The sequence below is a fragment of the Nocardia shimofusensis NBRC 100134 genome (assembly GCF_001613125.1).
GTDB lineage: Bacteria > Actinomycetota > Actinomycetes > Mycobacteriales > Mycobacteriaceae > Nocardia > Nocardia shimofusensis.
Map to the genome: position 1 here is coordinate 1 of NZ_BDBT01000023.1, position 19,327 is coordinate 19,327.

General features: G+C 68.5%; 15 protein-coding genes. 12 read left to right on the forward strand and 3 right to left on the reverse strand.

Features of this window, described 5'->3' with window-relative positions; translation table 11 throughout:
• The 4 genes from NS3_RS20200 to NS3_RS20215 all read left to right on the forward strand — a co-directional run.
• The coding region (locus NS3_RS20200) for an SDR family NAD(P)-dependent oxidoreductase (protein WP_067862104.1) at positions 1 to 711 on the forward strand (711 nt) is incomplete at its 5' end.
• A 25-nt stretch (positions 712 to 736) separates the two neighbouring features.
• On the forward strand, positions 737 to 1,825 hold the full coding sequence (locus NS3_RS20205; RefSeq protein ID WP_067862106.1) for a phosphotransferase family protein: 1,089 nt from the start codon (positions 737 to 739) through the stop codon (positions 1,823 to 1,825).
• Between the two features lies 1 nt (position 1,826).
• Positions 1,827 to 2,237 (forward strand): hypothetical protein, encoded by a 411-nt coding sequence (locus tag NS3_RS20210; RefSeq protein WP_067862109.1) that lies wholly within the window; start codon positions 1,827 to 1,829, stop codon positions 2,235 to 2,237.
• A 147-nt stretch (positions 2,238 to 2,384) separates the two neighbouring features.
• Positions 2,385 to 3,920: a long-chain-fatty-acid--CoA ligase gene (locus NS3_RS20215; RefSeq protein ID WP_067862111.1), complete on the forward strand. Its 1,536-nt coding sequence runs from the start codon at positions 2,385 to 2,387 to the stop codon at positions 3,918 to 3,920.
• Between the two features lie 108 nt (positions 3,921 to 4,028).
• Here NS3_RS20215 and NS3_RS20220 read toward each other — a convergent pair whose 3' ends face one another.
• On the reverse strand, positions 4,029 to 5,963 hold the full coding sequence (locus NS3_RS20220; protein WP_067862113.1) for a flavin-containing monooxygenase: 1,935 nt from the start codon (positions 5,961 to 5,963) through the stop codon (positions 4,029 to 4,031).
• Between the two features lie 29 nt (positions 5,964 to 5,992).
• The gene (locus tag NS3_RS20225; RefSeq protein ID WP_067862115.1) at positions 5,993 to 7,033 is read right to left on the reverse strand and encodes an LLM class F420-dependent oxidoreductase; all 1,041 of its coding nucleotides are present in this window, start codon (positions 7,031 to 7,033) and stop codon (positions 5,993 to 5,995) included.
• A gap of 639 nt (positions 7,034 to 7,672) precedes the next feature.
• Between NS3_RS20225 and NS3_RS20230 the strand changes: the two genes are divergently transcribed.
• Both NS3_RS20230 and NS3_RS20235 read left to right on the forward strand, forming a co-directional pair.
• Positions 7,673 to 8,872, forward strand: a complete 1,200-nt coding sequence (locus NS3_RS20230; protein ID WP_067862258.1) for an acyl-CoA dehydrogenase family protein — start codon at positions 7,673 to 7,675, stop codon at positions 8,870 to 8,872.
• Positions 8,873 to 9,050: 178 nt separating this feature from the next.
• A complete protein-coding gene (locus NS3_RS20235; RefSeq protein ID WP_067862117.1) occupies positions 9,051 to 10,913 on the forward strand; it encodes an acyl-CoA dehydrogenase in 1,863 nt (620 codons plus the stop codon).
• A 254-nt stretch (positions 10,914 to 11,167) separates the two neighbouring features.
• On the opposite strand, the gene NS3_RS20240 is transcribed toward NS3_RS20235, so the two are convergent.
• Entirely contained in the window at positions 11,168 to 13,318 is a 2,151-nt protein-coding gene (locus NS3_RS20240; RefSeq protein WP_067862119.1) for an acetate--CoA ligase family protein, read from the reverse strand.
• Between the two features lie 318 nt (positions 13,319 to 13,636).
• Between NS3_RS20240 and NS3_RS20245 the strand changes: the two genes are divergently transcribed.
• From NS3_RS20245 to NS3_RS20270, 6 genes are all read left to right on the forward strand, one after another.
• Positions 13,637 to 14,533: an alpha/beta hydrolase fold domain-containing protein gene (locus NS3_RS20245; RefSeq protein ID WP_067862122.1), complete on the forward strand. Its 897-nt coding sequence runs from the start codon at positions 13,637 to 13,639 to the stop codon at positions 14,531 to 14,533.
• 104 nt (positions 14,534 to 14,637) lie between these two features.
• Entirely contained in the window at positions 14,638 to 15,126 is a 489-nt protein-coding gene (locus NS3_RS20250; protein WP_067862123.1) for a flavin reductase family protein, read from the forward strand.
• 36 nt (positions 15,127 to 15,162) lie between these two features.
• The gene (locus NS3_RS20255) at positions 15,163 to 16,083 is read left to right on the forward strand and encodes an alpha/beta hydrolase fold domain-containing protein (RefSeq protein WP_157101441.1); all 921 of its coding nucleotides are present in this window, start codon (positions 15,163 to 15,165) and stop codon (positions 16,081 to 16,083) included.
• Entirely contained in the window at positions 16,080 to 16,877 is a 798-nt protein-coding gene (locus NS3_RS20260) for an enoyl-CoA hydratase (protein WP_067862126.1), read from the forward strand. The genes NS3_RS20255 and NS3_RS20260 overlap by 4 nt, the downstream gene beginning before the upstream one ends.
• Positions 16,864 to 17,502 (forward strand): 3,4-dihydroxy-2-butanone-4-phosphate synthase, encoded by a 639-nt coding sequence (locus tag NS3_RS20265; protein ID WP_084495771.1) that lies wholly within the window; start codon positions 16,864 to 16,866, stop codon positions 17,500 to 17,502. Before NS3_RS20260 ends, NS3_RS20265 begins: the two co-directional genes overlap by 14 nt.
• 63 nt (positions 17,503 to 17,565) lie before the next feature.
• Complete coding sequence (locus NS3_RS20270) at positions 17,566 to 19,260, forward strand: FAD-dependent oxidoreductase (RefSeq protein ID WP_084495772.1); 1,695 nt, start codon at positions 17,566 to 17,568, stop codon at positions 19,258 to 19,260.
• The last annotated feature ends 67 nt before the right edge of the window (positions 19,261 to 19,327 follow it).

Consider the following 19,327-nt stretch of genomic DNA (forward strand, 5'->3'; position numbering starts at 1 on the left):
GCCCGCGACGGCGCCGCGGTGGCCGTGAATTACCGGCGCGACGCGGCGGCCGCCGACGAGGTGGTCGAGCAGATCGTCGCCGCAGGTGGTCGCGCGGCGGCCTATTGCGCCTCGATCGACGACGAGGCGGCGGTCGCTCAGATGGTGACCGCGATCCGGGCCGAGCTGGGCCCGGTGGATCTGATCGTCAGCAATGCCGGCTCGGCCAGTCGCGGTCAGGACGTCGCCTCGACGCCGCGCGCCGACTACCTGCAGCTGATGCAGGTGCACGCCTTCGGCCCGATCGCGCTCATCCAGCAAGTGCTGCCGGACATGCGCAAGGCCGCGGCGGGGGAGGCGGGCCGCGGTGACATCGTGATGATCTCCTCCAACACCACGCTGTCCGCGCCCCCGAATTCCGCGCCCTACACCATGGCCAAGGCTGCGATGGAGACCTGCGTGCGCACCATCGCGCGCGAGGAGCGCCGCTACGGCATCCATGCCAATATCGTCGCGCCCGGTCTGATCGCCACCGAGATGGGTAAACGACTCGTCTCCGCGGCGCGCGGCGCCGACATCGGCGATCTCGACGCCGACTCGCCGTTCGGGCGGGTCTGCCGTCCGGAGGATGTCGCGGGCACCGTGGCGTTCCTGGTCTCGCCGGACTCCGGCTACGTGACCGGACAGCGGCTGGTCGTCGACGGCGGCGGCCCGAACCCGACGATTTTCTGACGACCGAGAAACAAGGGAGGCTTCCGTGACGACCGTGGCCGAGGCAGACACCCCAGGCACCACCGGCACCATCGCTACCGAGCACGACGATTTCTTCGCCGAGCTGACCGCATCGCTGGACACCGCGCTGTCCGCGGACGGGACACTGCGTTTGATCGACATCGACCAGCGCGGGGAGGGCAACTCCTGGGAGACCTACCTGGTCACCGCCGAGTGGACCAGGGGCGCCGATCGACGCACCGCGACGTACGCGGTCAAGCGCCAGCCGGTCAGCGGCATCACCGGCGACTACGACGTGAGCCGTGAAGTCGCGCTGCTGACCGCCGCCGACCGGGCCGGAATGCGGGTCCCCGCCGTGCTCGCACACCGCGGCGAGCACGACGGCGCACGCGGGTTCTTCGTGATGGAGAAGGTGCCGGGCTTCATCCCGATGCCGGGCACCGTCTCCCGCCTGATCCCCGACGCCGACCTGCGCGCGGAGCTCGGGCGGCAGGTCGCCAGGGAGATGGCCCGCCTGCACAGCGTCGATCCGGCCTCGATGGGATTGGACATGCTCGGGCCGGTGCCCGACGGCGCCGACACCGGCCGGATCGAGAACGACAAGTGGGCCGGCGCGTACCGCGAGGTCGCCGACATCCCGATCCCCGTGCTCGACCTGGCCTGCGCCTGGCTCGACCACCGCGCCGACGCCGTCTCCGGACGGGTGAGCCTGGTGCACAACGATTTCCGGATCGGCAATCTGGTGATCGAGGACGGATCCATCTCCGGCGTGCTGGATTGGGAGACCGCGCACTTCTCCGATCCGGTGGCCGATATCGCCTGGTTCGCGCAGCGCACCTCGCGTGGCCGGTCGCCGCTGCTGTGCAAGCTGATCGAGCTCGAGCCGTTCCTCGACGAGTACGAGCGGGCAGGCGGCTGGCGGCCGAGCCCCGAAACGCTCACCTGGTGGTCGGTCCAATCCCTGGTCAAGACCGCTGTGGGCTGTCTGCAGGCCGTGGATGTCTACAAACGCGGGGACCGCGACGAACTGCGGTACTCCAACATGGCCCACAGCGTCTACTACAGCGTCGGCTGGCTGACGAAGATGCTCCGCGACAGAGAATGGGGACTCTGACATGACCGTCTACTCGACCGACCTCACCGGCCTGCTGAACACGATCAAGGACACGCTGGGCCACCGCGTCGCGCCCGCGCTGCCGGACGGCACCGCCCGCCAGGAACTCGCCGCGGTGCTCGAGCAGCTCGACAACCTCACCCAGCGGGTCGCTTGGGACCAGGCGCGGCTCGCCCAGGACTGCGCACGCACCGAGGAACTGGCGATGCGCCTCGGGCTCGCGCCCGCCGCCGACAGCAGTGCCGATGTCGACACCCTTCGCACTCGCCGACGCGAAATCTCCGAGCTCCTTCATGAGGCCTATCGCGACGGCGCGCCGCGCGCCGGGCTCGTCGACTCGGTTCTGGAGTTCTCGGGAACGGATGTCGCCGAACAGATCTCGGTGGGCCTGCGCGCCGGACTACCGATCTGACCCGGAATATCCGGCGCGCAGAGCCCAGCCCTTCATGGCCGGGCCGACGCATCGACGGTTGGGTGTCAAACCCCACGTGATCTGATCACCTACCGCCGGGCCACCCCACGGGGCGGCCCGGCTTTCGACTATCGGAGGAGGGCGCAGATGCGCGTCCACGAACTACTGGACCACTGGGCCGACCGCTTCCCGGACGAGATCTATCTGACCGACGGCAGCCGCAGTCTCACCTGGGACGAGATGCGCCGGTGGACACACCGGGTCGGCAACTGGCTGGCGGGCACACTCCAGCCCGGCGAGCGCTTCTGCATGCTCGACCGCAACTCGCTGGAGATGATCGCGCTGTACTTCGGCGCGTCGCGGGCCGGTGTGGTGCCGGTGCCGCTCAACTTCCGTCTGGCACCCCAGGAATGGAAATACATCGCCGAGGACGCGGGTTGCCGCCTGGCCGTCGTCCACGAGGACTACGCGCAGGCACTGACCTCGACCGTCCCCGGCATCACAGCGTCGGTCATCCGCGACGGCAGCGCATCGCGTCTGAGATTCGCCGACGAGGTGGCGGCGACCTCCGCCGACGCGATCGACCGGGACGTCCCCGCCGACGCGATCTACCACCAGATGTACACCAGCGGCACCACCGGAAAGCCCAAGGGCGCGATGGTGTCCCACCGGTCGGCCTGCGCGAACGCCCTACAGATCCAGCTGGCGCTGGGTTCGGTGCGCCGCGCCACGCTATGCGTCATGCCCCTGTTCCACGCCGGCGCCGCGCTACAGATCTTGGCGTACACCTCGGGCGGGTGTTCGGTGCACGTGGTCCGGGATTTCGACCGGACCGATGTGCTGCGGGAGATGTCCGAGCGCGGAATCCAGCTCCTCACGCTTGCCCCGGCGATGATCCAGAGCATGATCGACGACCCACTGGCCGCCGAACTGGACTTCTCTGCCCTGGAGCTGATGGTCTACGGCTCGGCGCCGATGGCGGTCGAGCTCGTGAAGAGAGCGATGGACGTGTTCGGCTGCGACTTCGCGCAGGCGTATGGGATGACCGAAACCTGCGCGGTGGCCACCATTCTCACCCCGGAGGACCATCACCGGGCGCTGGCGGGCCGTCCGGAGATCCTGGCCTCGGCGGGACGTCCGGTCCTCGGATCCTCGGTGCACGTGGTCGGACGCGACGGCGCGACGCTTCCGAGCGGCGCCGTCGGCGAGATCGTGGTCCGCGGACCGCAACTCATGGATGGCTACTGGGGACTCCCGGACGCGACCCGAGCCGCGCTCGAGGGCGGGTGGATGCACACCGGCGACGCCGGTTACCTCGATGCCGAGGGCTTCCTGTTCATCTCCGATCGCGTCAAGGACATGATCGTCTCGGGCGGCGAGAACATCTACCCGCGGGAGATCGAGGAGATCCTGTTCGAGATGGCAGGTATCGCCGACGTGGCGGTCATCGGCGTGCCGAGCGAACGGTGGGGTGAGAGTCCCATCGCCGTGGTCGTGCCCGCCGCGGGTGCGACGGTCACCGAGCAGATGGTTCTGGACCACTGCCGGGCTCACCTCGCGAAGTTCAAATGCCCTGTGTCCGTGACATTTGTCGACGCGCTGCCGCGCAGCGCGGTCGGTAAGGTCCTCAAACGCGATCTGCGCGAACCCTATTGGCAGGGCCGGGATCGTCGCATCAACTGAGCGCAGCCGCCGCCGTCGACCGCGCCTCGGCAGTCCTCGCAAACGAGTTCGCCGGATCCCGTAGGACCCGGCGAACTCGTCTGGCGTTCCGGCGGCTCGCCGCGAGCGTCAGCCCGTCTTCTGCGGCGTCGCCACGAAGTCGGCGGGTTCGGGCTGCTGTGTCCGCGTCCAGTATTCGATCACCGGCCACGGCGAATTGGTCACCACTCGTCCGCTGGAGTTGCGGTAGTAGCTGGTCACGCCGTCCATGGCGTACACCATGCGGGAGTTCGCCTCGTCGAGTTCGTCGTTGTACCGGTCGTAGGCTTCCTGGCGGCATTCCAGGGTCGCCAGGTCGTCGGTCACCAGGCGGCTGATCGCCTCGACGACATAACGGACCTGCGCCTCGCCGATAGTGATGAAACTTCCGCCCGGCGGATTGGTGTTCGGGCCGTAGAGGAAGAACAGGTTCGGATAGCCCGGCGTGGTGATGCCCAGATGGGCGCGCCCGTTGTCGTCGTCCCAGTGCTCGCGCAGCGCGATGCCGTCACGGCCGCGGATGTCCATCGGGTACAGGTAGCGCTGCTGCTGGAAGCCCGTGCACAGGATCAGCACGTCGATCTCGCGTTCCTCACCGCCCGCGGTGACGAGCCCGGCCGGCGTCAGCCGCTCGACACTGTCGGTGAGCAGTTCGACATGCGGCTTCACCAGCGTGGTGAACCAGCCGTTGTCGATCAGCAGCCGCTTGCCGAACGGCGGGTAGGTGGGCAGCGTCTGCTCACGCAGCTGCTCGTGCCCGGCCAGCTGCTGTTCCAGATACTGGGTGAGGTAAGCGCGGTACGCGTCGTTGAGCGAGCTGACGAGCTTGCCCTTCGCCTCGCGCTGCGGGTCGACCGGCAGGGCGGCGTAGGTGCGTTCGGTGTAGAGCCAGTACAGCCGGAACCGGTACCAGCCGCGGTAGAAGGGAATGTTGTCGAACAGCCAGTGCTTGGACTGCGGCGAGGGCTGGAAATAGTTCTCGTTGGGCGCGATCCATTGCGGCTGACGCTGCAGCACGACCATGCTCTGCACCTGGTCGGCGATGGCCACGACCAGCTGCATGGCGGCGGCGCCGCTGCCCACGACCGCCACCCGCTTGCCGGTGAGGTCGATGTCCTCGGGCCAGCGCGCCGCATGCACGATTCGGCCGCGGAAATCCTCCGTGCCGGGGAACTCCGGGACATTGGGGGTGCTGTGCAGGCCGGCCGCGGTCACCAGCGCGGTGGCGCGCAGTTCCTGTCGCTCGCCGTCGGGTCCGGTCACCGAGATCACCCACTGCCGGGCCTGGTCGTCCCAGACCGCGCTGTCGACGGAGTGGCGCAGCCGGATCTTGTCGAGCACGCCGGATTCGCGGGCGACATCCTCGAGGTAGGCGAAGATCTCGTCGCGGCGGGCGAAGTTTTCGGTCCAGTTCTTGGGCCGGAACGAGTAGGAGTACAGATCGCTGGGGATGTCGACGCGCGCGCCGGGATAGGTGTTCTCCCACCAGGTGCCGCCGATGCGGTCGTTGCGCTCGAACACGGTGTAGGGAATGCCCGCCTTGTCGAGGTGGATGGCGCAGGCCAGGCCGGAGATACCCGCGCCGACGATGACGACGCCGAAGCCGGGCCGGTCGTGTTCGATGAGCGCCCCGATGTCGGCGGGTTCGAACGGGGTGAAGCCGAGTTGTTCGGCGATCATGGGGGAGTAGGTCTCCGGAATCGGCTCGCCCATGACGGTGCTCATCAGGCGAGCGAGTTCGCCACCGGTCGGTGCGGGCCGCGCGATCGGCTTGCCCTTGCTCCAATCGAGGATGGCGTCGGTGGCCGCGTCGTGGATCTCGGCTTGGATGGCCGGATCGAGTCCGCCCGAGTTCAGTTCCTCGTACCCCTTGGGGGCGGCGGGGAGGTAGGGCGCCGACAGCCACTTCTCCTCGCCGGTCAGCTGGTAGATCACCGGCAGCAGGCAGGGGATGTTGGCCGCGGTGACGGCGGCGTGCACGGTGGCGCGGTCGAGATGGGGGTTCGGTGGGATGGTCGGGCTCATATCGTGTCCTTCGGGAGTGGATCGGATGGTCAGTCGGTCAGTGAGCGCAGGAGTTCGATCGTCGAGAGCCGCTCGGCGTGGGTCGGGGCCATCGGGCTGACATCGAGCAGCCCGACGCCGATCTCGCGGAGCATCGCGACCCGCTCGGCGACATAGGAGGCCGGACCGATCAGCGAGGTCGCGCGCACGAGCTCGTCGGGGACGGCGGCGGCCGCCTCACGGTGCTTGCCCGAGAGGAACAAGTCCTGGATCGCCTCGGCCTCCTCGACGAATCCGTATCGCTTGGCCAGGTCGTTGTAGAAGTTGCGGGTGCGCGAACCCATGCCGCCGATGTAGAGGGCGAGCTGGGGACGGGCCCGGTCGAGCCACGGCGCGGGATCCTCGACGACAGCCAGGGGAACCCGCACGATGATGTTCAGCTCGCCCAGTTCGGGGGCGCGCTTGGCCTTGCCGCGGCGCAGCGCCTCGCCCCACACCGCTTCCAGCTTCTCCGGGTGGAAGAAGATGGGCTCCCACCCCTCGGCGACTTCGGCGGTGAGTTCGACCATCTTCTCGCCCAGGGCGGCGATGGAGACCGGAATCCGGTCGCGCACCGGATGGTTGATCAGCTTCAGCGGCTTGCCCAGTCCGGTTCCGCGACCGGCGGGCAGGGGGATCTGGAAGTGCCTGCCCTCGTGACGCAGCGCTTCACGCCGCCACACGGTCCGGCAGATCTCGATGGTCTCCCTGGTCTTGCCCAGCGTGTGCCCGAAGGCGACGCCGTGGAAGCCCTCGACCACCTGCGGTCCCGAGGCGCCGAGGCCGAGCCGGAATCTTCCCTTCGACACATAGTCGAGGCCGGCGGCGGTCATGGCCAGGGTGGTCGGGGTGCGGGAGTCGATCGGGAGGATGCCGGTGGCGAGTTCGATCGTGGAGGTCCTGGCCGCGAGATAGCCGAGCTGGCTGACCGCGTCGAACGTGTAGGCCTCGCCCATCGTCACCGAGTCGAGCCCGGCGGCTTCGTAATCGACTATCTGTGCGGCGATCTCGTCGAACGGTGGACCGAAGTCCAGCACGGTGCCGATACGCATGTGCTTTCCTGCTTTCCGCAAGTCGCAGCCCGCGCTGCGATCGGATGATGTTGCGGCCGACCGTGCCGATCGGCCACGGAAGCCGCGGCCGAGGCTCGCCGTCGATGTGTTGTTAATGCTAACTATGGCTTTGATTGCCAGTCAATGGCGCATAAAGTCGTAAATTAGGGCACAAAGTTAGTTACTACTATGGTCTGACGAGAGTCCTCAATCGGCGAGAGGTCGAGATCGTAGGTGGCGATCCGTCGACCTGGACCTCCGCGAGCCCCATGGTTGTGATGCTCGGGTTCGCGACAACGTGCAGTGCCTGCCCCTTCCGGCGCGAACGCGGCAACGCGAGAGGCGGCCGGCCCGCCGGGCGTCTCGCTCGCGGGGTGCGCGAGCCGTGGAGGCAGCGCGCGAAGCCGGCCGATCGAACCGAGTGTGAACGAGCATTTCGGATTGACACTGAACGAAACACTACTCTGGCCTGCGGGATTTAGTCTTGACATTAGTAGTAACTATGTTACGTTGCTCACAACAGCGCCTATTCGAGCCGGCCTTGGCGGGCGCTGCAGGGGGCAGGGAAGACCGGATGCGTGGGAGCCACTCGACTGCCGAGCGCGCCTCCGGATGGACATCCGTACGAAAGGCATGAACATGACTGAGACGCTGACCCGTGAGGCAGCTACCGGCAGCGACCGGGTGACCGACTATGTGCAGCGCGCTCGTTCGATCGCGCCGCTGATCAGGGAGGAGGCCGCCGCCATCGAGCGTGATCGCACGATCACGAAGCCGGTCGCGGACGCGCTGGTCGAACTGGGTCTGCACCGGATGCTGGAGCCCGAGGAACTCGGCGGCGGCGGTCTCCTGCCCAGCGAGGGCATGCGGGTGTACGAAGAGCTCGCCAAGGCCGACGGCTCGACCGGATGGGCCGTGATGGCCAGTACCTGGGGCACCGCAGGCGTGATCGGCCATCTCGCGCCCGAGGTCATGGACGCGTTGCTGAGCAAGGACGAACCCTTCATCGCCGCGGGGCAGCTTCTCCCGAGGCATCCCGGTGTCCAGGTCGAGGGTGGATACATCATCGACGGCGGCTACTCCTTCGCGAGCGGTTCGGATCACGCGACCTGGATCGGTGCGGGTTTCTACGTCGCCGACGAACAGGGCAATCCGATCCTGGGCGCCAACGGTCAGCCGCAGGCACGTATCGCCTTGCTGCCCAAGGATCAGGTCGAGTTCAAGAACAACTGGGATGTCTGGGGGCTGGCAGGCACCGGCAGCCACGACTACACGGTCTCGAAGAAGTTCGTGCCCGCGGAGTACACCACGCAGACCTTCGGCGGCACGCCGACGCGCTCCGAGACCCTGTACAAGCTGGGCAACGAGTTCGTCGGCGGCATCTGCCACGCGCCGATCGTGCTCGGAATCGCCACTCGCGCCCTGGAACTGGTAGCGAAGATCACCGACGGCAAAGTCCGTCCCACCTATTCGGTTCCGGTCGGCGAGGCCGATATCTTCCGGGTCGATTTCGCTCGCAAGGAAGCCGAGCTGCAGGCCGCACGCCTCTACTGCTACGACGTCGTCGAGTCGGCCGAAGCCGCGGTGAACGCCGGGCAGCCGGTGACCCCCGAACAGATCGCCCGCGCGGCGCAGATGCTGTCGTGGGTGCACGAGGTCACCGCCGACATCGTGATGTTCGCGCATCGCTGGGGCGGCAGCCAGAGCATCGGCCGGACCAGCACGCTGGGCCGCTTCGTGCGGGACATGAACGTGGCGACTCAGCACCTGCTCGTCGACCCGAAGATGTTCGTCGACGCCGCCGCGGTCCTGCTGCCGATCTACGCCGCCGAGGCGTGAACATCTGACGAGGCCGGACCCGGTCGCCGCACATCGCACGATGGGCATGCCGCGTGAGCGCGGCATGCCCTTCGGCCGTGGCCGACGCCTCCCGTAGATCCCGCCGTCGAGCCACGAAGTGCACGAAACAGTTCTCGACCTGCCGTGGGTGGGTCGACAAGCGTGAGAGGCACCCACGATGGGCCATTACAAGAGCAATCTCCGCGATGTGGAGTTCAATCTGTTCGAGCTGCTCGAACGCGACCGGGTGCTGGGGACCGGGCCGTTCGAGGAAGTCGACGTGGACACCGCGAAGATCGCACTGCGCGAGGTCGACCGCCTCGCCCGCGAGGACCTCGCCGAATCCTTCGAAGAGGCGGACCGCCATCCGCCCGTCTTCGACGCCGCCGCGCACACGGTCGTGATCCCGCCCGCGTATGCGGCCATGTACAAGACCTGGATGGACGCCGAGTGGTGGCGGCTGCGGGTCCTGCCGGAACTCGGCGGGACGAACGCGCCGAGCTCGCTGAACTGGGCGCTCGCCGAATTCGTGCTCGGAGCCAACCCCACGCTGTGGACCTACGTCGGATTCCCGACGGCGACCAGGGTCGTGTACCGCAACGGCACCGAACGGGACAAGAGGATCGCGCAGATCGCCGCCGAGAAGCAGTGGGGCGCGACGATGATGCTCACCGAACCCGACGCCGGCTCCGATGTCGGCGCGGGCCGCACCAAGGCGATCTCGAACGAGGACGGCACCTGGAACATCGTCGGCGTCAAGCGCTTCATCACCGCCGGAGAGCACGATCTGTCCGACAACATCATCCATCTCGTGCTCGCCCGGCCGGTGGGCGTCGAAGGCGCGGGCGGGCCGGGTACCAAGGGGCTCAGCCTCTTCCTGGTCCCGAAGTTCCACTTCGACCTCGAGACCGGTGAACTCACCGGCGAGCGCAACGGCGTCTACGTCACCAATGTCGAGAAGAAGATGGGCGTGAAGGTCTCGGCGACCTGCGAGATGACCCTCGGCGAGAACGAGCCCGCCCGCGGCTGGCTGCTCGGCGAGGTGCACGACGGCATCAACCAGATGTTCGAGGTCATCGAGGACGCTCGAATGATGGTGGGCTCCAAAGCGATCGCGACCCTGTCCAGCGGATACCTCAACGCCCTCGACTACGCCAAGATGCGCGTGCAGGGCGCCGATCTGACCCGCTCCGCCGACAAATCCGCGCCCCGGGTCACCATCACCGCCCATCCGGACATCCGCAGGTCGCTGCTCACCCAGAAGTCCTACGCCGAAGGGCTGCGCTCGCTGGTCCTCTACACCGCCTCCTGGCAGGACGAGATCGCCCTCGGCGGTGCGACGGGTGCGGACACGGCGCTTGCCGAGGCCGTCAACGAACTGCTGCTGCCCGTGGTCAAGGGCTACGGGTCCGAGCGCTCGTGGACGGTGCTGGGCACCGAATCCCTGCAGACCTTCGGCGGCTCGGGCTACCTCCAGGACTATCCGCTCGAGCAGTACGTGCGCGACGCGAAGATCGACACCGTCTACGAGGGCACGACCGCCATCCAGGCCCAGGACCTGTTCTTCCGCAAGATCGCCAGAAACTCCGGGGCCGCCTTCGGGCATCTCGTCCGGGAGATCTCGTCGTTCGCCGATGATCCGGCCGCGGGCGCCGAGCTGGCGTTCGAGCGCGATCTGCTGCTCGAGGCGGTCGGCAGCGTCTCGGCGGTCGTGGAGAAGATGACCGCCGACCTCCTCGCCGCGCACCCGAAGGCCGAGGGCGGCGACGAGAAGAACATCTACAAGGTGGGGTTGAACGCGACGCGCCTGCTCTACATCCTGGGTGACGTCCTGGTGGCCTGGTTGCTGCTGCGCAGCGCCGCGATCGCCCTGCGCGCCCTGGATTCCGATATCCCGACCGACGACAAGGCGTTCTACGAGGGCAAGGTCGCCGCGGCACGGTTCTTCGCCCGCAATGTGCTGCCGGGAGTCGCCGCCGAGAGCGCAATCGCCATTGCGGTGGACGATTCCGTCATGGACCTGGACGAAGCGGCCTTCTGAGGCCTGCCGCACTGCCGCACAACCAACGGCGCGCTCGACCTTCGAGGTCGAGCGCGCCGTTGTCGTTTCCGCCTACACCCGCCTTGCGCGCTGCCTGCTGTCCGGCGGCGGCGACCCGACCGGCATCCAGCACGGCCGTGAACTCGCGCCGCGCGGTCGGGGCGAGCGGCGATCGCCGACGCCGCGCGGCGGAGACGACCAGCGGTCGCACCCCACGAGCCGGCGAACTCGCCGCCGACCGTGCGGCGCGCAACTCATCCGCGCACGTCGTCGATCCCGTCGCGTACGATGAACAGCGCGTCGACCGCCAGAAGACCGTCGGCGGTGACCAGCAGTGGATTGACGTCCAGCGACTCGAGCCAGTCGTGGCAGGCAGCGGCAAGTCGTCCCAACCCGACGAGGAGCTCGGTGAGCTGCGCCAAGTGCCATGGCTCGGAACCCCGGTAGCCGTGCATGATCCGCAGCTCGCGGAACTCCTCGATGAGCGCCTCGGCGTCGGCACCGGTCAGCGGCGCCGGACGGCCACCGACGCGTTCGAGGACCTCGACGAGGATGCCGCCGATGCCGAGGACCACCATCGGCCCGAGCTCGCTGCCGCCCTCGACGCCGACGAGCAGCTCACCGCGCGCGGACGCCATCGGCTGCACGGCGACGGCCTCGGACAAACCGTGCCGGGTCGCGAGCGCGCGCATATCGGCCACCGCGCGGTCGAGGTCCGCCCGTGCGACGTTCAGCGCGACCGCGCCGAGTTCGGTGCGGTGCGGCACGTCGGCGAGTTTCACCGCGTACGGGCCGTCGAAGTCCGGTGTCGCCCGCTCGTCCGCGCCGACGACGCAGTGCGGCGCGGTGGGAATGCCGAACTGCGCCAACAGGTCCATGGCCTGCGCGAACGGCAGGAACCGGCGACCGTCGGAGGTGCGGGTGACCGGTCCGGCCGGGCAGGGCAGGGCCGCCACGGGTTCGGCCTGCGGTCGTGGCCTGGCGCGGTCCCGGACGAAGGCCCCCATCGTCCGGAGTCCGCGCAGGGTTCCGCGCAGTCCGTGTCCGAGCGCCACACTGCCGTCCGTGCCGATCACCTCCTGTGCGTAGGAGCCGACCGGGCCCGCGCCCGCGGCGATCGCGACCGGCTTGCCGAACCGGCGCGCGGCGGCGGCGACATCGTCGATGAGGCGGCGGTACACGGGGGAGTCGTCGCCCTCGCCCCACATGTTGACGAACACGACCGCGTCGAGGTCGGGCGAACCGACGTAGCGGTCGACGATGTCGGTCCAGAAACTCGCGCCGAATCCGGTGGTGTCCAAGGGGTTCGGGACCGTGATACCGGGGATGGTCGAGGCGACCCAGTCGGCGAGGGCGTCCAGCGGCGGCAGGGTGAGCCCTTCGGCCTCGGCGATGTCGTAGGCCAGGGAGGCGAAGCCGCCGGTTCCGGCGACCACGCCGAGCCGCTCGACGGAGTTCCACTTCGCCGGGTCGAGCTGATCGACGACCGAGAGCCGGTCGACGAGTTCCTCGAGGTCGTGGGCGAGCTGGATGCCCGCGTGCCGGAAGGCGACGTCGTAGGCCCAGGAATTCCCGGCCAGTGCGCCGGTGTGGGAGGCCGCCATCTGCTGGGTGCGGCTGTTGCGCGCCAGTTTGACCGCGACGATCGGCTTACCCGCGTCGAGACAGCGGCGCGCCGCGAGGAAGAAGGACTCGGGCCTGCGGATGCCCTCGATGATCAGGCCGACGGCGGTGGTTTCCGGGTCCTCGGCCAGGAAGTCCAGGTAGTCGGCGATGTCGGTGACGGCTTCGTTGCCCGCCGAGATCAGCCGTGAGATGCCCACCCCGGTTCGCCTGGCCGCGGTGATGGCGACGCCGCCGATCATGGCGCCGCTGTGGGAGACGATGGACACCCCGCCCGCGGGCGGGTGGTAGTTCGCCGACGCGGTCAGATTGAGGCTGCGGGGAACGCTGATGTAGCCCAGGCTGTTCGGGCCGACCACTGCCATCCCGCCTCGCTGTGCCGCAGCCGTCAGTCTGCGCTGCAACCCCTCGCCGTCCGCGCCGAGTTCGGAGAAGCCCGCGGCGTAGATGATCAGTCCGCCGCAGCCCAGCGTCGCGCATTCCTCGGCCAGCGCCACGGTCCGTTCGGCGGACATCACCGACAGCACGGCGTCGATCGGACCGGGAACCTCGGAGATCGAGGGGTAGGTCGCGGCGCCGAAGACGGTGGCCGCGGTGGGGTGGACGAAGTGCACCCGCGCGCCGCTGTCGAGGGTCGGCCGGATGAACGGCGCGACGGGGGACTTGTCGCTCAGTCCGACGATGGCGATCGTCGACGGGTTCAGCACGCGGTCGAGGGCGGACCTCGGGTTCGCGTGGGATTCCTGCGTGCGCGGGGAGCCGTCGTCCGCTAGGAGGGTCATGAGTTGTCCTTCTGGTCGATGGTCGGGCGCCCGTCGAGCGCCTGTGCGGTATTGCGAGCTGGGGGATCGGGTGCAGAGCAGGGGACCGAGCCGTGCCTGCGGAGGTGTGCTTGCGCTCGCGGTGCGATCCACCGGGCGCCGAGCCGCTGATCGAATGCGTCGAAATCTACCACCGTGAACAGCGGTTATGGTCTGTTCTGTGGCTAAATCGGAAAAACTCCTGAGAAACTGGTTCAAAAGTTAGTGGTAACTATGTAAGCTCGCTCACATGCCCCGGCGAAGAGGTTGCGCCGGGATTCGAAGACCCCCGGAGGACCCATGGCCAGGACCGACGCACTCGTACGCGCCGAGAAGATGTATCTCGAAGGTTTTCCCGACCCGGCGACGGCGACGATCGAGGATCTGCGCGAGGCGTACGACCAGCTGATGCTGCAGTTCGCCCTGCCCGAGAACATCGAGCCGGTGGAAGGCGAGGCAGGCGGCGTTCCCGTGCTGTTCGTCACCGCGGAGGGCGCCACGCGCGACAAGGTGTTCGTGTGGTTCCACGGCGGCGGCTACTCGATGGGTAGCGCCCGGGGCTTCCAGGACCTCGGCCACACCCTCTCGCGTGCCGCCGGCGTGACCGTCGTGCTGCCCGATTACCGGCGCTCGCCGGAGCACAAGTTCCCCGCCGCTGTCGACGACGGCGCCGCTGTCCTGTCTGCCCTGGTGTCGCAGTACGGTGCGGGCAACACCGCCGTCGGAGGCGACTCCGCGGGCGGCGGCCTCGCCCTCGCCGCGCTCACCATCCTGCGCGACAGGGGCGAATCACTGCCCACCTCGGCGGTTTTCATCTCCCCGCTGCTCGACCTCACGGCCAGTGGCGCCAGTGTGGACGAGTTCGACGGCAAGGACATCGCCGTCTCCCGGGGATCGATCCTCAACATCGGCGGCGCCTACCTACAGGGACACGACCCGAAGGACCCGCTGGTGTCGCCGTTGTTCGGCACACTCGGTGACTTGCCGCCCGCGCTGTTCATGGTCGGGTCCGGCGAGGTGCTCCTCGACGACTCCCGCCGTGCGGCGGCCGCGATCACCGCCGCGGGCGGGTCGGCGACGGTGTCGGTCTACGACGACATGGTCCACGTGTGGCCGTTGTTCTCCGCGTTCCTGCCGGAGGGCATCCAGGCCGCCGACGAGGCCGGATCGTTCGTTCGCAAGAACCTGGGGCTCTGAACGTGGGGGCCCGTAGCCCCCACGAAGCGAGCCACCGCGGGCGTCACGTGCATTCGCGACGCGACGCCCGCGGTCAGACCTCCACGCACGGAAGGAAACCCGAGATGTCCGATCAGCAGTCGGCCGACATCACCGCACGATTCCGCGACGCGATGGCCACGGTGTGCACGCCGGTCGCGGTCGTGACCGCCATGGACGGCCGACGCCCGCACGGCACGACCGTGAGCGCCTTCGCCTCCCTGTCGATGTCACCACCTTCCCTGCTGGTGTCACTGGACCAGGGCTCGGAACTGTTGGGCCTGATCGTGGAATCGGGGATCTTCGGCATCAATGTCCTCGGCAGCGTGCAGTCCGCGCTCGCCGCGCAGTTCGCGCGCAAGGGCAAGGACAAATTCGGCGATGTCGCCTGGCAGCTCGACCACGGCGTGCCCCGCATCGCGGGCGTCCCGCACTGGGTGGCCGCCGAGGTGATGGACACCGCGACGGCTGCCGACCACACGATCGTGTTCGGCCGCGCACTCGCCGTGGAGAGCGAGATCGTGCCGCCGCTGACCTATCACGACCGGGTGTTCGGCACCCATGCCGCACTGTAGGCGCGGTCGACGCTTTCCGACGAAGGACGCATGGACATGACATACGTGGAACACCAGGGAACCGAGCTCCGTCGTGGCGAAGCCCTGACCCGGGCTCGGGAGTCGTTCGCCTCGGTGTTCGGCGACGGCAAACTGTCGCTGGCGCAGTTGCGCGGCAACCTCGACGCGATGATGCTCGAACCCCCACTGGCCGAGGATGTTTCGGTGCGGCAGGCCCGCATCGATGGGGTCCCTGCGCTCCGTGTCTCGGCGGGCCCGGACATCGGCGAGGACGTGCTGGTGTGGTTGCACGGCGGCGGATACGTGATGGGCAGCGCCTACGGGTATCGGCACGCCGCAGCGGCGCTGTCGCGAGCCATGGGTGCCCTGGTCATCGTGCCCGACTATCGGCTCGCCCCCGAGTTCCCGTTCCCCGCGGCGCTGGATGACTCGACCCGGGTACTGGGCGCTGTCATCGCGGAGTTCGGCGCCGAGCACACCGTTCTCGGTGGTGACTCCGCCGGCGGCGGTCTGACCGTCGCCACTCTGATGGCGTCACGTGACAGCGGTAGCCCCTTGCCCGCGGCTGCGGCTGTCGTCTCACCCCTCGCGGACTTCACGGTGTCCGGAGCCAGCGTCGTGGCCAATCGCGACACCGACCCGATCATCACCGAACGCGACCTCGGATTGCTGGCAGCCACCTATCTCCAGGGCCACGACCGGCTCGACCCGTTCGCCTCCCCGGTCTTCGGCGAGCTGGGCGGGCTGCCGCCGATCCTGCTGCTGGCCAGCGACAGCGAGATCCTGCTCGACGACGCCGTGCGCATCCACGAGGCGGTGCAGGCCGCGGGCGGATCGAGCACGCTGTCCATACATCCCGAGACCTGCCACGCCTGGACGCTGTTCACCGACTTCCTCCCGCAGGCGCGCGAAGGCGTCGCCGAAATCTCCGACTTCTTCGGGAAGGTTCTCCCATGAGCGTGCGCATCACCGACGACGCCGCGGTGCGGCACATCCTCATCGATCGTCCCGACCGCATGAACGCGGTCGACAAGGACACACTGCGCCGACTCGCCGACGCGATCGAAAGCGCGGGCGCGGACCCCGACGTGCGGACGATCGTGCTCTCGGGAACGGGTCGAGCCTTCTGCGCCGGTGGCGACCTCGATGTCGAGGACCCGCTGTCGGTCGAGAACACCGCGAACACCTCCGACGCCGCAACCCGCTGCGTTTCGGCGATCGTCGGCGTGCCTCGTCCGGTCGTCGCCGCGGTGCGCGGGCCGGCTGTGGGGGTGGGCGTATCACTCGCGCTGGCAGCCGATCTCACCGTCGTCCGTTCGGACGCCTTCTTCTCCATGCCGTTCACCTCGATCGGTTTGATGCCCGACGGCGGCGCCACGGCACTGGTCGCGGCCTCTGTCGGGCGCGCGGTGGCGATGCGGATGTCGCTGCTCGGCGAGCGCTTGAGCGCGGCCGACGCGGCGCGGATGGGCCTGGTGGCGGCGATGCACGAACCCGATGTCTTCGAAACCGAACTCGCGAAGCTCACCGCACGACTGAGCAGGATCTCCGCCGAATCGCTCGCCGTGACCAAACGCGCGGTCAACGATTCGAGCCTGACCGAACTCGACGACGCCTTCGCCCGCGAGCGCGCCGGCCAGATCCGGCTGACGACGACGGACAGCTTCCGCGACGCCATCGCCGCATTCACCGCAAAACGCACCCGGCCGGAGACCGGAGAAAGAACTGGGAGTGACCATGTCGGTAGCTGAGATCAAGCCCATGTCCCCGATCGATGCACGACAGACCGGGCGCGCTCGCCTCGAGCAGGCCGCGGCCGATCTCGCCGCGGGCCGGTCGATCGTGTTGTTCGACCCCGCCTGCGGGGAGGCGAGTTTGGTCGCCGCCGCCGAATTCGTCACCACCGATTCGGTGTCGTTCATGGTCCGGCACACCTCGGGCTTCGTGAAAGTCGCCGTCCCGGAGGAAGACTGCGTGCGGCTGCTGCTTCCGCCGATGTGGCAGTTCGGCGGCTTCGACGCCAGTTCTGTTCCCGCCGTGACCGTGGACGCCGTGGAAGGCACCGGCACCGGCATCTCCGCGGCCGACCGCGCGCGGACGATCAGGACCATCGCCGACCCGCGCACCGTCCCGACCGCCCTGTCCAGGCCGGGACACGTCGCTCCGATCATCGCCCGGCGCGGCGGTAGCGGCGTGGCCGAATCGGTCGTGCGACTGATGCGCGTCGCCGGACTGCGCCCGATGGCAGCCCTGTGCGAACTGGTCTCCCCGACGGACCCGACCAGGATGGCCGACGAGCAGGAGAGCGTCGATTTCGCGCGTGATCACGCGCTGACCTTCGTCTCGGTATTCGATGCGGTGATCTTCACGCATTGATTCCGGATTCCGAACCGCCGACCGCCGGATGCGGCCGGGCGGCACTCGTCCGAGGAGTTTGCTTTGTCTTTCGTGGTGACCCAACCATGCTGTAACGACGCCGCCTGCGTGCAGGTGTGCCCCGTGAACTGCATCCGCCCGACCCCGGACGACCCGGATTTCCGCTCCACCGAGATGCTCTACATCGATCCGCAGACCTGCATCGACTGTGGCGCCTGCATGGAGGCCTGCCCTGTCGAGGCCATCCACCCCGAGGACGAACTGCCCGACGATCAACTGCGCTATCGAGAGATCAACGCGGAGTATTTCCGCCGCCATCCACTCGACGCGGGCACGGTGCCGGATCACCGGCCCCCGGTGAAGGTGCCCAAGCCCGATTCGCCCCTGCGGGTCGCGGTGGTCGGCTCCGGCCCCGCCGGTGTCTACGCCGCGGCCGAACTGATGGCCCGGATGCCCAGCGGCGGAATCGACATCGAGATGTTCGACCGGCTGCCCACCCCGTGGGGGCTCGTGCGCGCCGGGGTCGCCCCCGACCACCTCGGGACGAAAGCCATCACCGAGGTGTTCCGCCGGATCGCCGCCAAACCCGGATTCCGGTTCCACCTGAATGTCGAGATCGGCCGCCACCTCACCCACGACGAACTGCTCGCGCACCACCACGCCGTGATCTACGCCGTCGGCGCGCTCGAGGATCGCAAACTCGACATCCCCGGCGCGGACCTGCCCGGCAGCGTGGCCGCCACCGAGTTCGTCGCCTGGTACAACGGCCACCCCGACTACGCGAACCGCGCCTTCGACCTGACCGGTGAGCGCGCGGTGATCGTCGGCAACGGCAATGTCGCCCTCGACGTCGCCCGGCTGCTCGTCTCCGACCCGGACGGTCTCGTGCGCAGCGACATGGCCGAGCACGCACTGGACGCGCTGCGGCAGAGCAATATTCGCGAGGTGGTCGTCCTCGGGCGCCGCGGTGTGGCGCAAGCCGCCTACACGACACCCGAACTGCTGGCGCTCGGCCGCCTTCCGGGAGTCGATGTGGTCGTCGACCCACGCGAACTCGATCTCGGCCTCGGGGGCGAGGACCTGCCCTTCTCGACCGATCTGAAGACACGGGTCGCCCTCGAATACGCCGACAGCACACCGACTCCGGGCGACAAGCGCATCGTCCTGCGGTACCTGGCCTCACCGGTCCGGCTGCTCGGCGCCGATCGCGTCCAGGGCGTGGAAATCGTCCACAACGAACTGGTCCGCACCGAGCACGGCACGCTCGAGGCCCGCCCCACCGGCACGACCGAGATCCTCGACGCCGGTCTCGTCCTGCGCTCGATCGGATACCGCGGCACGGCGGTCCCGGGTGTGCCCTTCGACGCGTCCGCGGGCCGGATTCCCAACATCGACGGCCGGGTCCTCGATCCCGACACCGGCGCGGCACTCGTCGGCGTCTACACGACCGGCTGGGTCAAACGCGGTCCCTCCGGCGTGATCGGCACCAACAAACTGTGCGCCCAGAACACCGTCGCCGCACTGATCGACGACATGCTCGCAGACCGCCTGCCGCAGCCGGAGTCCGGCCGCGATCGGGATGCGCTGTCCGCCTTGGTCGTCGAGCGCTGCCCCGAGGTCGTGGACGGGAAGGGCTGGCTGGCCATCGACGCGGCCGAGCGCAAGGGTGGCCGCGACCGCGGGCGTCCCCGCGTGAAGATCACCGATACCGCAGAGATGGTCGACATCGCCAGGGCCGCGATGCACCCGGTGGGATAGAAGCCCGGCCGAGCAGTGCCGATCGCTGTCGGCACTCGCCCGTCTGTTCGTCCCGACGCAATCGGCG